13 protein-coding genes and 1 pseudogene are annotated in these 15,058 nt (G+C 42.5%); 12 read left to right on the plus strand and 2 right to left on the minus strand.

Annotated features, from left to right (window positions below):
- Positions 1 to 148: 148 nt before the first annotated feature.
- Entirely contained in the window at positions 149 to 3,229 is a 3,081-nt protein-coding gene (gene ileS / locus AC1DLM_RS32265) for an isoleucine--tRNA ligase (RefSeq protein WP_477572269.1), read from the plus strand.
- Between the two features lie 84 nt (positions 3,230 to 3,313).
- Positions 3,314 to 3,757, plus strand: coding sequence for a cell wall hydrolase (locus AC1DLM_RS32270; RefSeq protein ID WP_441990212.1), 444 nt, complete (start codon positions 3,314 to 3,316; stop codon positions 3,755 to 3,757).
- Between the two features lie 61 nt (positions 3,758 to 3,818).
- Here the strand turns inward: AC1DLM_RS32270 and AC1DLM_RS32275 are convergent, their stop codons facing one another.
- Together AC1DLM_RS32275 and AC1DLM_RS32280 are read right to left on the minus strand one after the other, a co-directional pair.
- Entirely contained in the window at positions 3,819 to 4,913 is a 1,095-nt protein-coding gene (locus AC1DLM_RS32275) for a phosphodiester glycosidase family protein (protein ID WP_477572270.1), read from the minus strand.
- Positions 4,914 to 5,155: 242 nt separating this feature from the next.
- Positions 5,156 to 5,530, minus strand: a pseudogene (locus AC1DLM_RS32280) (catalase); the annotation flags it as partial.
- A 106-nt stretch (positions 5,531 to 5,636) separates the two neighbouring features.
- On the opposite strand from AC1DLM_RS32280, the gene AC1DLM_RS32285 reads away from it, so the two are divergent.
- The 10 genes from AC1DLM_RS32285 to AC1DLM_RS32330 form a co-directional block, all read left to right on the plus strand.
- Entirely contained in the window at positions 5,637 to 6,731 is a 1,095-nt protein-coding gene (locus AC1DLM_RS32285; protein ID WP_477572279.1) for an NAD(P)H-dependent flavin oxidoreductase, read from the plus strand.
- A 119-nt stretch (positions 6,732 to 6,850) separates the two neighbouring features.
- Positions 6,851 to 7,573, plus strand: coding sequence for a DNA alkylation repair protein (locus tag AC1DLM_RS32290; protein ID WP_477572271.1), 723 nt, complete (start codon positions 6,851 to 6,853; stop codon positions 7,571 to 7,573).
- 180 nt (positions 7,574 to 7,753) lie between these two features.
- Positions 7,754 to 8,359: a class I SAM-dependent methyltransferase gene (locus AC1DLM_RS32295; protein ID WP_477572272.1), complete on the plus strand. Its 606-nt coding sequence runs from the start codon at positions 7,754 to 7,756 to the stop codon at positions 8,357 to 8,359.
- Between the two features lie 234 nt (positions 8,360 to 8,593).
- Positions 8,594 to 9,328 (plus strand): MBL fold metallo-hydrolase, encoded by a 735-nt coding sequence (locus AC1DLM_RS32300; RefSeq protein ID WP_477572273.1) that lies wholly within the window; start codon positions 8,594 to 8,596, stop codon positions 9,326 to 9,328.
- Between the two features lie 16 nt (positions 9,329 to 9,344).
- Positions 9,345 to 9,872: a DinB family protein gene (locus tag AC1DLM_RS32305; protein ID WP_477572274.1), complete on the plus strand. Its 528-nt coding sequence runs from the start codon at positions 9,345 to 9,347 to the stop codon at positions 9,870 to 9,872.
- 125 nt (positions 9,873 to 9,997) lie between these two features.
- A complete protein-coding gene (locus tag AC1DLM_RS32310; protein ID WP_477572275.1) occupies positions 9,998 to 13,165 on the plus strand; it encodes an ATP-binding cassette domain-containing protein in 3,168 nt (1,055 codons plus the stop codon).
- 157 nt (positions 13,166 to 13,322) lie between these two features.
- On the plus strand, positions 13,323 to 13,661 hold the full coding sequence (locus AC1DLM_RS32315) for an ArsR/SmtB family transcription factor (RefSeq protein ID WP_477572280.1): 339 nt from the start codon (positions 13,323 to 13,325) through the stop codon (positions 13,659 to 13,661).
- 52 nt (positions 13,662 to 13,713) lie between these two features.
- Complete coding sequence (locus AC1DLM_RS32320; RefSeq protein WP_477572276.1) at positions 13,714 to 14,232, plus strand: SRPBCC family protein; 519 nt, start codon at positions 13,714 to 13,716, stop codon at positions 14,230 to 14,232.
- 139 nt (positions 14,233 to 14,371) lie between these two features.
- A complete protein-coding gene (locus AC1DLM_RS32325; RefSeq protein WP_477572277.1) occupies positions 14,372 to 14,860 on the plus strand; it encodes a MerR family transcriptional regulator in 489 nt (162 codons plus the stop codon).
- 14 nt (positions 14,861 to 14,874) lie between these two features.
- A partial coding sequence (locus AC1DLM_RS32330) for an SRPBCC family protein (RefSeq protein ID WP_477572278.1) occupies positions 14,875 to 15,058 on the plus strand: 184 nt, incomplete at its 3' end.

Consider the following 15,058-nt stretch of genomic DNA (forward strand, 5'->3'; position numbering starts at 1 on the left):
GATTATGATAGTCATAATCCTTACGGAACTAGGGTGGTATCGCGAGATGAAATCTCGTCCCTTATGGGACGGGATTTTTTGTGTTTTTCAATGAACCTTTTCGTCAAGGAACGAACGTTAAGTTGGATGAAATGAGAGGATGAGACCTATGAGAAAAGTGGATGTAAAAGAAAAAGCAAGGTCGCGAGAGCTCCGTGTTCTTGAACAGTGGAAACAGAATGACACATTTCGCAAATCAATTGAAAACAGAGAGGGACAACCCAACTTTGTTTTTTATGAAGGCCCACCAACAGCGAATGGGGAGCCGCATATCGGACATGTGCTGGGACGTGTGATCAAAGATTTCATCGGTCGTTATAAAACGATGTCAGGCTACCGCGTCATACGCAAAGCAGGGTGGGATACACATGGGCTTCCTGTAGAGCTTGGCGTAGAGAAGAAGCTAGGTATTTCTGGCAAACAGGAAATCGAATCCTATGGAGTCGCCAAATTCGTGGAGGCGTGTAAGATCAGCGTTTTCGAATATGAGAAGCAGTGGCGTGAAATGACCGAAGCGATCGCCTATTGGACGGATATGGAGAACCCTTATGTCACACTAACTAATGATTATATCGAGAGTGTTTGGCACATTTTATCCACGATTCATGCGAAAGGGCATCTGTACAAAGGTCATCGCGTAAGCCCGTACTGCCCAGATTGCCAAACAACACTCAGCTCACATGAAGTTGCCCAAGGGTATGAAGATGTGAAAGATCTGAGTGCTACTGTAAAATTCACAAGTAAGAACGCAGATGAACATTTTCTTGCATGGACGACTACGCCATGGACATTGCCTGCCAATGTCGCTTTAGCTGTCAATAAAGATGTTGATTATGTCAAAGTCAAACAGAATGGTGAAGTGTACATCGTAGCACACAACCTTGTTGATAAGATCATGAAAGGGGAGTATGAGCTCCTATCCACGCATAAAGGCGCCGAATTTGTAGGTACACCTTATATGTCACCTTTTGATTATTTTCAAGTGACGAAAGGACATATCGTCGTAGACGCGGACTATGTTAGCGACAGCAGTGGTACGGGGATCGTCCATATTGCGCCAGCTCACGGAGAAGATGATTATCGCACCGTACGCCAGCATGAATTGGATTTTGTAAATGTTGTAGATGCTAGAGGTCGCTACGTCGATCAGATCTTCGATTTTGCCGGTCGTTTTGTGAAGGATTGTGATATCGATATCGTTAAAAACTTATCTGAGCGCGGTCTGTTGTTTTCGAAGGAACGTTATGAGCATAGCTATCCATTCTGCTGGCGCTGTAAATCACCGCTGCTCTATTATGCGACGGAGAGCTGGTTCATCCAAACAACGGCTATTAAAGATCAGTTAATCGCGAACAACAGTCAAATCACTTGGTACCCTTCCCATCTGCGAGAAGGTCGGTTTGGGAAATTTTTAGAAGAACTTGTTGATTGGAATATCAGCAGAAATCGCTACTGGGGTACGCCGCTCAATGTTTGGATCTGYGAAGACTGCAACGCAGAATATGCGCCAGATAGCCATAAGGATCTCCGTGATAAATCGATTGATCCGATCGAGGAAAGCCTTGAACTGCATAAGCCTTACGTGGATCAAGTGAAGCTGCGCTGCTCTTGCGGCGGTACCATGCATAGAACCTCGGAAGTCATTGACGTCTGGTTCGATAGCGGATCTATGCCATTTGCCCAGTATCATCAGCCATTTGAGAACAAAGAACTGTTTCAAGAGCAGTATCCCGCGGATATGATCTGTGAGGGGATCGATCAGACGCGGGGCTGGTTCTTCAGCTTACTGGMGGTCTCTACCCTTTATAATGGGCAAATCCCATATAAATCCGTCTTATCTACAGGGMATGTTCTGGACGAGAATGGACAAAAAATGTCAAAGAGCAAGGGCAATGGGATTGATCCTTGGGAAATCATTAACGAATTTGGCACCGACGCATTCCGATGGGCCTTGTTATCCGATAGCGCTCCTTGGAGCAGCAAGAAATTTTCTAAGCAGATTGTCGCCGAGGCTAAATCCAAAGTTATTGATACGATCAACAATACACATGCTTTCTATGCGTTGTATGCACAAATTGATCAATATCAACCAGATGACCATCCGCAGATAACTTCCGTGAATGTGTTAGATCGATGGATTTTATCTAGATTAAACAGTACCTTGCAACAGGTAAGAAAAGGACTAGAAATCAACGATTTCTTAAACCCTGCGAAGCAAATTGAAACGTTTGTAGATGAACTGAGCAATTGGTATATCCGACGCTCGCGAGATCGGTTCTGGGGGAGCGAATGGACCGAAGATAAAATTGCTGCTTATCAAACCTTACGTCATGTTCTGCTAACACTCGCACAACTGATTGCTCCCTACACACCGCTAATTGCAGATGATCTATATGCGAATTTGGGAGGCGAGKGGAGTGTGCATCTTACCGATTATCCGAAAATGGACGAAACGTTATACGATGTATCATTGGAGAATGAGATGGAAACCGTGAGGCAAATCGTGGAATTGGCTCGCAATATCCGGAATGAAACGGGAATCAAGACTCGGATGCCGCTGTCGGAGTTGTACGTTTCGTTTGACGRTGCGCGTAACATTGGCGGATTTGAAGATATCATCCAAGATGAGATCAATGTTAAATCGATCCATATCGTATCGAGTGATGTCGGCTTCGTACGGTTTACTTTCAAGTTAAACTTGAAAGCTGCAGGTAAAAAGTTCGGGAAATTCGTGGGACCCGTGCAAGCTCAGTTGAAGCAGCTATCAGCTCCAGAAGCAAAAGCAGTGATGGACAACGGCTTCCTGGATATGATGATGGATGGTGAAGTGCTGCACATTCTGCTTGAGGATTTACTTATCGAGAAACAAGCGAATGAAGGCTATGCTTCCGTATCGGGGTACCAAATGACGGTTGCCTTAAACACGACAATGACGGAAGAGTTAGAACAGGAAGGGTTAGTTAGAGAGGTCATTCGAGCAATTCAAGATTATCGCAAAAAGATAGGACTCCCGATCGAAAAACGCATCGATCTTGTTCTAGATGTAGACGCAGAGTTACAAAATGCTTTAATACGGTTTGACCATGTTCTACTTGAACATGTGCTGCTAAATAGTGTTCGATATGAAACTGAACCCAACATGGAAACCGTTTCGTATGGAGAGAGCAAGTTTAGTTTACTTATTGTATAAAAAGAATGTATGAATAGTTAAGTCACATTTCCACTTCACCTACAATATGATGGGTCTAGACATATACTCAATTGAGGTGAGCGAATGGCAGTCGTAAAAGCTAGAAAGCAGGATATCGACATGTTGGCAAGGTTGCTTCGGGCTGAAGCTGAAACCGAAGGCGAAACGGGTATGTTTCTTGTTGGAAATGTTGGCATTAATCGAATAAGAGCGAATTGCTCCGATTTCAAAAATCTTCGGACAATTCCTCAAATGATCAACCAACCGCATGCGTTTGAAGCGTTGCAGCACGGGTTGTACTATCAAAATGCAAGAGAAAGAGAGCGTCGCATAGCAAAAAGAGCTGTGGATGGGGAGCGGACTTGGCCAGGTAAATTTTCACTTTGGTATTTTCGACCGGGAACGTTCGAAAATCCTGGTCCGTGTCCGGATACCTGGTATAATCAGCCGATAGCAGGCCGTTACAAGAAGCACTGTTTTTATGAGCCGACCGCTAAAGAATGTCAAAATGTCTACAATACGTTTTAATTATACGAATAGAATCGTTAGACATGAAGAAAGAGCTGCCAATGGACAGCTCTTTTCTTGTTTACTTATTATTTAATCGATTGTGTTCTGCGAGGTAACCTGGATTATCATAAGCGCCACCGGGATCAATATCGGTCACACCTTCCCATACATTTGCAACATTCACCTGATCTGGGTGTTCAAAAATAAGGAGTCCTGAAGGCAGCCTTCTTTCGCCATATCGGCTAGATGGATGCGTGATAAGATCACGCCCGACGACCATTTCAGAGGATGCACCTCCGTCTAAGAAACCGGCATTAACACAACCTTCTTTCAATAAAAGGTCTTGGACATCTTTTAAAGAAGCGCCAATACTTTTGGTCTGACGTCCATCAATGACGATCATAACAATAACGCCATCTGCGCGTTGACCAATGGCTGTCCGCGGGTTCAGACCATCTCCAACGATGGGGAGTGCTTTACCATTTGCAATGATGCGCGGATAGAAGGAAACGGCGTCAGTCACATGCAAGGCTAAGAGCTCATCAATCGAATATTTTCCAATAATTAATTTCCCCGTATGGTCAAACGCGACGACTTGTTGAGGTACAGTACCATCAACGCTTGTATACAAAATCTTACCTCCAGACATAATAACTCCAATAGGAGCGAACCCATTACCTAGGCCTTGTGGGTCATCGAAGCCTCCACCATTAATGCCTGCAAGCGCCMCTGTACGATTCACCATCGAACTAATCGTTTCCCCTTGCCCCACTTTACTTGGAACAACGACACGAATTGCTCTCGGATCGTATACCACCATTTTTTTGCCGACCCAGCCACGTCCCGTGATATCTTCAACATCAATAATCTTGCCATCCTGTTTCTGAATCGTGATAGCATTCAAATCTTGCTTCTCAATGGAGTTATTTTCACTCATTTGCTGGACATTCTGAATCATTTCATCCCGTTTCTTCATACCTACAAAAATCCATGCCCACTCCCGATGTTGGGTAGCAATAAAGGTATCCGCTAGAAACAGACGAATTTTCGTTCCTGGGGGAGTTAAGAACAGAAAGCTTACAGATAGAAATACAATAATTATACAAATAAATATGGAACGTTTCAGCCAGCTCACGCTTTGCTCATGTTTGTAAGTAATACCCGCTAGCTTCATGATAATAAGTGCCTACTTTCTAATAATTTTAAAAACGATCAAACCTATATTCCTTGCGTGACGATCTGAAAATAAAGGTATTTTAAGTATACAAAATGAATCTGTAGCAAAGATGAAAATAAGATTAAAATCTTCATTTTTAAGCCGTGTAAATAGAACCAAACCTGCCAAATTATTCATCAATTTGAGTACTGGAAACATAAATGGCCACCCGAAAGGGCAGCCAAATTCGTGAAATTAACCTTTTTTAATACGAGCCTGCCAACTGGCATCATCGGAAATTGCCTTTCATCCCAAACTTTAGTATCGTCTAGCGGATCGTAAGGGAGATTGTCTCCATCGCTCGGATCCATCAACTGCACATATAGCCCGTATTCGACAGTTTTGCCTGCTGCCAGGGTATCAAAGAGGTCTTTACCGGCATAATCAGGGTTTTCCCCAGCTAATTGCGCTGCTTCGTGGCTATCAATAACCTGTATACCTGCTAAAGGGTACCAATGATACTTCACAAACGTACGAATGCCTTGCTCGTTTCGCCATACATATGTGTTAACACTGCCAACATCATAATCAAGAGTATCTGGCAGTATGGCAGAAGAAAAAGCAGCGCTTAACAACTCATGTTATTATTAAGGAAGTGAATTAATTAAAAGAGATGGGATGGATAACCAACGCTTGAATACGGCAATCAACGATCCCATCCAAAGTGATAGGAGGCAGAAGATTATTCATCTACATACAGAACTTTGCCGCATTTTTAAAATTCGTTATCCCATTTTCCTAGCGGGCATGGCAGGTGGCCCTGGAACGGTCAGCTTGACGGCTGCCGTATCGAATGCTGGCGGATTGGGGACGCTTGGTGCCGCCTATATGGAGCCTGAAGCGATCCGTACGGCCATTCTGGACATTCGTAAATTAACGAACGCGCCATTTGGCGTAAATTTATTTGTTACTCAGGCTCATGATGACAATTCGAGAACGCTGGAGGTTCAACACGAACTGAATGCAATGAGAGCTAAACTCGGCGTACCGCAGGTTGATGCGGAAGATGTGAAAACACCAGCTCATTTCGAGCAGCAATTCGCCGTTTTGCTAGAAGAAAAAGTTCCGGTAATCAGTACGGCTATCGGAGTACTTCCACCTCATATGACGGAGCAAGCTAAAGCGGCGGGGATTCAAATTGTAACTATGGTGACTACTGTCGAAGAAGCCATTCTTGCTGAACAAGCCGGATGTGACGCGATTGTGGCTCAAGGAAGTGAAGCCGGTGGTCATCGCGGGACATTCGACATAGTCCAGCGCCCTATGGGCGCTAATATAGGCACAATGGCGTTAGTACCGCAAATTGTTGCGCATGTTCATGTACCCGTTATTGCAGCAGGAGGGATTATGGATGGTCGTGGATTGGTCGCCGCCCTGGTTCTCGGGGCACAAGGGGTTCAGATGGGGACACGATTCCTGACTTCGATTGAATCGGGAGCACATAATGCGTATCAACATAAATTACTTGAAAGTACCGAGGAAAGTACTGTTATCACGAATGTATTTTCGGGTCGACCTGCCAGAGGTATTGTGAACGAATTTATTAAAGTATGGGATCAGAACGGGGTTGAGCCGCTTCCGTTTCCAACTCAAAATACGGCGACAAGGGATATTCGAAATGCCGCTGCAAAGCAAAATAATTCCGAGTATATGTCATTATGGGCTGGGCAAGGTTTGCGGATGCTTACAGATGGACAAAGTGCTGGGAGTATCGTAGAAGAAACGATCCAGCAGGCACAAATGATTCTCGCTCAAATTAAAAATTCTTACGTATAATATTGACATTGACAGTTAAAGCCCCAGTAGGGAATTTCGGATTACTTTACTATTCTTGCTCGAAATATAAAGCAAAGTTTATGATTACAACATAATTGATGAATAGGGGAGGAGTCATTATGACAGCAACCATTAGGAATACAGAAGTAGTTATGCAAGAACTTGAAGCGCTGGGTAAGGAACGTATGAAGAAAATGTACGTATCGAATGGCGCTCATGAGCCGGTATTTGGCGTAGCAACAGGCGCGATGAAACCCCTCTTCAAGCAAATCAAAATCAATCAACCATTAGCGGAAGAACTCTACGCAACTGGGAATTACGACGCTATGTACTTTGCCGGCATCATCGCTGACCCCAAAGCAATGACCGTAGAAGATTATGATCGTTGGATCGATGCAGCATATTTCTATATGTTATCTGATTATGTTGTGGCTGTAACGTTGTCTGAAGCAGATATTGCGCAGGAAGTTGCGGATACATGGATCGCGAGCGGTGAGGAATTGAGAATGTCAGCGGGATGGAGTTGCTACTGTTGGCTTCTGKGGAATCGAAAAGACACTGAATTCGACGAAAGTAAAATATCCGATATGCTTGACTTGGTGAAAAATACGATTCACGCTGCACCTGAACGAGCGAAATATGCGATGAATAATTTCCTATTCACAGTTGCAGTATCCTACATACCGTTGCATGATAAGGCGATTGAAACTGCAAAGGCAGTTGGACCTGTTGAAATCATTCAGGACAAGACGAAAAGTAAGTTTCTGAACGCTTCGGATAATATTCAAAAGGCCTTAGAAAAAGCTCGAATTGGATTCAAGCGTAAACATGTAAGATGTTAAAGAGTGCGAAAATGTAAATTTACATTTTAAGTATAGGGACAAGTCCGTGTAACTCACGGGCTTTTTTAGTTTTTGAACAGAATGACCGAATAATCGTCTATTATAATGGAGAGATTTACCAAACCCATTAGGGAAATTATTCGAGTCTATGGACGATCGTATATGGGAGTGAAGCTAGCAATGGATACCTATTGGAATCACAATACAGCTTTTCACGATGAGTTAATTACAGACGCAAAGCTACGTGGAGGACGCGTTCTCGACATCGGGTGTGGTGATGGATTATTGCTTCAACGCCTCGCGCCATTCGTGCAACAAGTGATTGGAATCGACCCCGATAATACGGMGATTGAACTAGCACAAACACGACTTGCTGCGATCGAGAATGTGGTGCTCATGAACGGTGACTTCCTGGCTTTGCCAATCCCCAATCAAGAGGAACGATATGCGACTGTTATCTGTGTTGCGACGCTGCATCATATGGATCTGAGAAGCGCACTGCAGAACATGCGACAAGTACTTGCAGCCGGCGGACGACTCCTCATCATTGGCTTAGCAAATGATAAGTCATGGATGGATTTGCTTTACTCTGGACTGGTTCTGCTTCCTATCCGTATCATGGATCGATTTCATGGTGGGGCCAGCAACCCAAATGTTCGAATTACAGCTCCAAAAGAAACCATCAAGGAGATTCGCCAAATTGCACAGGAGATACTTCCTGGAGCGAAGGTGCGACGACGTTTCTACTTCCGTTATAGTCTTTCATGGGACAAACCATTGGAGTAGGAAGTCGATTTCATCTAGTTTGCTAGAATCGGACTATTGGGCTTTTTTCACAAATAATCCTCATTATAAAATCCGAAAATATCTGAGTAAACTAGCTCGGGCAAAGCTGCAGTCTTTGGCGAATCGGTGTTACTTCATCAAAGCAGGAAAACACTTTATGCTTATCGAACAAAAAGAGTGATAGTGGAGTTGCAAATTACGCAGCTCCTTTTTCTTGGAAGGGGAGAATCACCAATGAAAATTAGAGTTATTGGTAGATGGGGCGCTTATCCACAGCGTGGAGAAGCAACTGCAGGCTTTCTTTTAGAAATTGGAAATCATAAAATCTTATTCGATTGTGGCAGTGGTGTATTGTCCGTCTTACAGAATTACATGGAACTTCATGAATTAACAGCTGTATTTGTTTCGCACAATCATTTCGATCACATGGCAGACTTAGGTTCTCTTCAGTATGCTTGTTTAATTGATATGGATTTAAAACAGCGCGATACACCCTTGCGTTTATTCATTGCTAAGGATTCAAAAGACGAATGGACGATTCCTGTAATGAAAGGAACAATTGAACAAGAAATTAACCAAGATACGATCGTAACATTCGAGGATGGCTTAACATTGACTTTCTTTCGAACGGATCATGATGTATATTGCTTAGGCGTGAAAATTTCCTATGAGGGGAAAAGTTTAGTGTATACGGCCGATACAAGATACAATGAAACTTTAATCCCATACTTGAAAGATGCGGATCTACTTATCACAGAAGCTTCATTTTATGCCAATTTTGATGCCGCTAAGTATGGTCATATGAACGCCGTTGAAGCAGGGGAACTTGCAACGAAGGCTGGCGTAAAGAAATTACTTTTAACCCACTTGCCTCACTTCGGAGATATTCAGGTACTGAGAGAAGAAGCAGCTATGATGTATAAAGGTGAAGTTGTTTTAGCTGATCTCGGCTTACAAGTCGTCTTATAAAATTAGGAGGAAACACATGTTAAATATGAATCAGATTTATCTCATTAAGGACATACCTGGTTATACGCCGCAGATTAGCCGCTTATTGTCCATGATGAACTATGCCAGACATACGACACTACAATCCGTCAAAAATTTAACCGTACAGGAATTGGATTTTCTTTTAGATGAGGAAAGTAATTCAATTGGTGCTTTGTTACTGCATTTCGCGGCGGTCGAATACGCCTATCAATTGGAAACCTTTGAAAAAAGAGACTTGAATGATGAAGATATGGCCATCTGGGGACCCGCTGTGAATCTAGGTGCAGAAGGGCGGGAAAAGATTAAAGGAAATGATCTGGCCTATTATGTAGATAAGCTAAATGAAGTCAGAAATCGCACATTTGAATTATTTAAAACGGTGGATGATGATTGGTTATACCAAGAGGAAGAGTTCTGGTATAAGAAAAAAGCTAACCATTATTTTATGTGGTTTCATGTGTTCGAAGATGAAATTAACCATAGAGGTCAGATCAATCTGATCAAGAAAAGAGTAATCCGCTGATGATGGCGGATTTTTTTCATTTCGGATAGAGAGCCGCGGACAGATAAAGTTCAGTAGTTGCATTACAATATGTTAGATGTGCTAATATGGAATCAATAAGTGTAACGAAGAGAAAGGATGTACTCATGCAAATCCATCAATTAATTTCGAACAACATTAACAAATTAGATGCAACAATACCGGTAGATAAATCATTAGGAATTGCTGGTTTATCTGGATCTGGTAAAACAACTTTCTGTCAGACAATTGGGGAAGAATCCAAGAAGCGTCTCGTTTCCTTATTGCCGAAAGCTGAATATCAGTATTTATTTCCAGAGATTATGGAAACGAATTTCAGCGCCATCAAGATGGAGGAAATGCCTCTCGTCCTTTTTCTCGGAAAATCATCGATTTCATCCAATCCTCGTTCAACCATTGGCACACATACAGGCGTTTTCAAAGAGATCCGTGATCGTATGGCCGAACAATTCAATCTTTCTCCCGAAGTTTTTTCCTTTAATAACGCATTAGGGTGGTGCCCGGATTGTAAAGGGCGCAGCACGACACAAAATGTAGAATGTTCGAAGTGTAAAGGGAAGCGCTACAGTCCAGAAGTTGAGCAGCATAAGCTGGAGTTAAGGAATCAACCACATAGCATCTCCGATATCAATAGCTTAAGCATCGAAACCATCCTTTCTCTTGCCGAGGAATTACATATCAGTGAAGCAAAACAACATATTCTCCAAAATTTGATCAATATGAATATCGGATACTTAACATTAAATCGCATTATGGGGACATTATCAGGTGGAGAATTAACACGTCATTATTTGGCTGAATTCATGGCTACCAGYGAAAATACCGTCATTATTATTGATGAGATCTCCGTTGGTCTCGACCATGAAACGCTTTTGAAAATTTTAGAGCAAATTAAGCAATTAGGTTATAAGAATCAAATTTGGCTCATTGATCATTCTGATACGGTGCTAGATACAACAGATGAGCAATTGTTCTTTGGACCGGGCAGTGGGAAATATGGCGGGAAAATCGTCGAAGAATCACCACGTCCTAAACCAATCCTTTGGGAACAAAATCAGGCAGTGCCAACTAATTATTATCAGTTTCAGGACCTGTACTGTCGGAATATTCAAATGGCCGAAATTCAAATTCCTAAGAACAGATTAGTCACTTTTACTGGCGAGTCTGGTTGCGGGAAATCAACACTTGTGCATGAGTGCATGTCCAAAGATTTTCAGAAACGATATCCCAAAGATAAACTGGTTATGGTTGGGCAAGATCGCAACCAATCGATCACGAGTCGGTCAACCGTTGCTACGTTCCTTGATATCAAGAAGAAACTTACCAAGTATAACGAAGAAACAGAGGATGATATTTTCCAACGTTCGATCGAAGATATTATTGAAGAACTGCCGAACGAAGACATCGCTCGCAAACGATTGAGCTTATTGAATAAACTTGGACTTGGCTATCTGACATTAGAAAGAAAAACACAATCATTATCTACAGGTGAATTTCAATGTGTTCATTTAGTATCGGAGTTGTTTGCGAATTCAAGAAACCCGCATACGCTGTTTATTTTTGACGAACCTTCGAAAGGTTTATCTCAAAATATTTTAAACCAATTCATCGACAGTGTGAGGGTCATTCTGGAAGATGAATCTGTCTCCATCCTGATGATCGAACATAACGCCTATATGCTGGAAAGTTCGGATTTTATTGTTGATTTTGGCAAAAGACAGCCTGAACCGATTAGACACCTTGATGTTGTCCCACATGAGGAATACTATCGTCTTAAAAATAGGGAAGATCATGCAGCCCCTTTGCACATTTCTTCCGCTCTGAAGCAACAACAAGGTATTCAATACCTACAAGAAAATCAGATTAACTATTTTAAACAGGCAGAAAACATCTATAAAGGTGGTATCCTGAAAAGCTTATCTTCCATGGCACGCTTAATCTATGGTGAATACGAATCTGACAAAATTGCCCCTGTGATTGCGATTGATCTTGAACGTCACCTGTATAGTCAGTATAGTTTTGTCTATGAAATCGGTGGGCTGATCAACCATATTGTAGCTTCTCATCCTACCAATAAAGATACAAGAAGCTTCGATTTCTATTATCAAGATAATCATTGTCCATGCTGCTCGGGTCGTCGTGTGATCGAAAGATTCGATATGGATATTCTTATTCAAGATAAAACAGTCCCATTCTGGGATGGCTTATTGTTGCCAGAAGTGATGGATGTCTTGAAATACTACCAGCATGCCAAGTTGCATTTCCTTTTCGCAGAKATACAGAATGAGCTAGGTCATGATATAAGTAAAAGTTATAATGAGATGACAGAAGCTGAAAAGAATACGTTCTTATATGGCTATTGGGAAAAATCATTTTATGATAAGGCAGGTAAGGCTTCGAGAACCTGGGAAGGCTTTAATTACATCTTAGGCCGTTACATGGTTATTTCGAAGAATCTTACGATTAAAGAAGCAATGAAAGCTTCAAGAGAAATGATTACCTGCCCCGTATGTCATGGAACCGTATTAAACCATCATAAAAAATTGAAATTTAATGGCTCGGATATTCGCGAGATAATTCAGCAGCCGCTGGATCAGGTTATCCAAAGCGTAGGCAACTTGCCAGAATTAGAAAAGTTAAAATCCATCGTTGGCGGTGACCTTGCACTTTCGGAAGATGTCTCCTTACTGCCTAGAGAAACGCAAGTTGCGCTTAAAATGTACGAGCTTGAGCTTGCTAGCTTTGTGGGCTATGAAGTGGTTCTACAAAATGCAGTGCCTTTCTGGGACAATATTAAAGGTAATCTTGATGCGATCAACAGCAAAAACTTGATAACCATCTGTGATTTTGCCGATATTACGGAAACAAGAGAAACCATCATTGATAAATATTTCACCAATGGAAAATATAAAAAACTGACTTATGTCTACGAAGCCTTTGGTTATAGTAAGATTGTTACCCAAATTAATAAGATCAAAGCCAGTCATCCATGCCMATTCTGTGGCGGTAAGCGAGTCATTTCCGAAGATGGTCTCCATGATGGCGTACAGAAATTGTCGGTACCTTGTGTGAGTTGTTATGTAAGTGGCATCAATGATGAGGGACGCAAGGAAGTCGTCGAGGGTATAACCGTACAAACATGGCTKACWGGCAAAGTAAGTGATGTTGTTGATGAAAGTAAAGTGACGGAGTCCGTTGCAGATATTCCGATCTACAATCGTATTCGTGAATTGAATAAGCAAGATATGATGGCCGTTTATCATAGCTTGAAGTGAGTAATAAGCGCTGACCTTCGGGTTAGCGCTTACCATTCCATTTCAATATTCACTTGCGAGAATATTCCTCATGTGGTATATTGAATTCAGAAAGAAAATTACTGTTACACACGATCAAGAAACGCATGTATTTACAGCAAGAGGACGGATGATGAGCATGGATCCTAACGTCATGAGTGCATTGGCAGAGCCTAACCGCATGAGGATTGTTGATCTTTTGTGTGAACGGCCACTCACTGTAGGGGAAATCGCGGAACGGCTACAACTGCGTCAGCCTCAAGTATCCAAGCATTTGCGTGTACTTAGTGAGGCTGCCATCGTCGAGGTAAGGGTGGATGCAAATCGACGTATTTACAAGCTGCAGCCGGATCCCTTCCGAGAGCTGAACGACTGGCTGGAGAACTACCGCGTCATCTGGGAGGAGCGGTATAACCGACTAGATGACTATTTACAGAAGCTTCAGGGCAAGAATTTGCAGAATGAACAGCAAGACTGATTGATCAGGATTATTTTAAACAAATAAAGAAATTTCAAGGAGGAAGTTAAAAATGACAAATCAAATGGTTTCCAAGGTAGAGGACAAAGTTCTAATTCTAGAGCGTGAATTCAATGCCCCTCGTGAGCTGGTTTTCAAGGCATTTACTGAAGCAGAGCATCTGAAGCATTGGTGGGGTCCGAGAGGTTGGACACTTCCAGTATGTCATGTTGATTTCCGCGTCGGTGGGGTTTGGCATTATTGCATGAAGTGCGAAGACAAGAATCAGGGTGATTACTATGGTATGGAATCATGGGGCAAGGCAATTTACAGCGAAATCGTTGAACCGGAGAAAATCGTGTATGTAGACTTTTTCTCCGATGCGGAAGGCAATGAAGCGGAAAACATGCCATCTACGCGCGTAACACTGACCTTTATCGAAACAGAAACAGGTACGAAAGTCATTAACCGCGGAGAATACGCATCAGCTGAAAATCTGCAACAGGTTATGGATATGGGTATGATGGAAGGGATCACGGATACTTGGAACAGACTTGGTGAACATTTGGAGTCCATTCAAAAAAATGCATAAATAATGGATGAGGTCGCTAATTAGCGGCCTTTTCTTTGTGGTTATGAAAAAAATGTCTGCAACACTTGAACATGACGTTACGTCATGTTTTATAGTATAGTTACCGGTAAAGAGCTAGCACAGCCAAAAGGAGATGATTATGAAGCAGCTTTGGAAAGTGGGAGAGCTTGCGAAACTAACAGGACTCACGATACGAACATTGCGATTTTACGATCAAATCAGCTTGTTCTCGCCTTCGGCGCATTCCGAATCGGGACACAGATTGTACAATGAGGCTGATCTGTCGCGGCTGCAGCAAATTTTATCGTTAAAAGAGCTTGGATTATCACTGGATGAGGTCAAGTCCGTATTAACGGGCGAGCAATTCAGTCCACTGGAGATCGTTTCGTTGCAAATCGCCCGACTGAAAGAAAATATTCGGATGGAACAGAATCTGTTGCTCGAACTGGAGTACGTATCTAATCTGATGTCGTTGAAAGAACCTGTAACGGTAGATGATTTTACCAAATTATTGGAAACCATGAAGAAGAGTCATGAAAAAGTGATCATTGAGCGTCGGTTGTCGTGGGAACGCCGCCTAGATCTGCTTGGCGAACTCCTAGACGGAAAATCCGATGAATCAAAATAAGGGAGCTGACAAGCATGAACGAACGTATTGCCATACATAAMACTTTCGTAGTTGAACGTATTTACAAAGCCTCGCCGACACGTGTATTTGCTACTTGGGAGGATCCCAAATTGAAAGAGTTGTGGTTTTCTAAAGCGGATGAATTCGACTTCCGGGTTGGTGGTAAGGAAATGAGTCAGGGAGGCCCTCCAGGTGGAC

It is taken from the genome of Paenibacillus sp. 01T442 (assembly GCF_056398345.1).

Coding starts and splice junctions, on each gene's coding strand:
- AC1DLM_RS32270 (WP_441990212.1), top strand. CDS start 3,314: ATGGCAGTCGTAAAAGCTAGAAAGCAGGATATCGACATGTTGGCAAGG.
- AC1DLM_RS32300 (WP_477572273.1), top strand. CDS start 8,594: ATGAAAATTAGAGTTATTGGTAGATGGGGCGCTTATCCACAGCGTGGA.
- AC1DLM_RS32305 (WP_477572274.1), top strand. CDS start 9,345: ATGTTAAATATGAATCAGATTTATCTCATTAAGGACATACCTGGTTAT.
- AC1DLM_RS32315 (WP_477572280.1), top strand. CDS start 13,323: ATGGATCCTAACGTCATGAGTGCATTGGCAGAGCCTAACCGCATGAGG.
- AC1DLM_RS32320 (WP_477572276.1), top strand. CDS start 13,714: ATGACAAATCAAATGGTTTCCAAGGTAGAGGACAAAGTTCTAATTCTA.
- AC1DLM_RS32325 (WP_477572277.1), top strand. CDS start 14,372: ATGAAGCAGCTTTGGAAAGTGGGAGAGCTTGCGAAACTAACAGGACTC.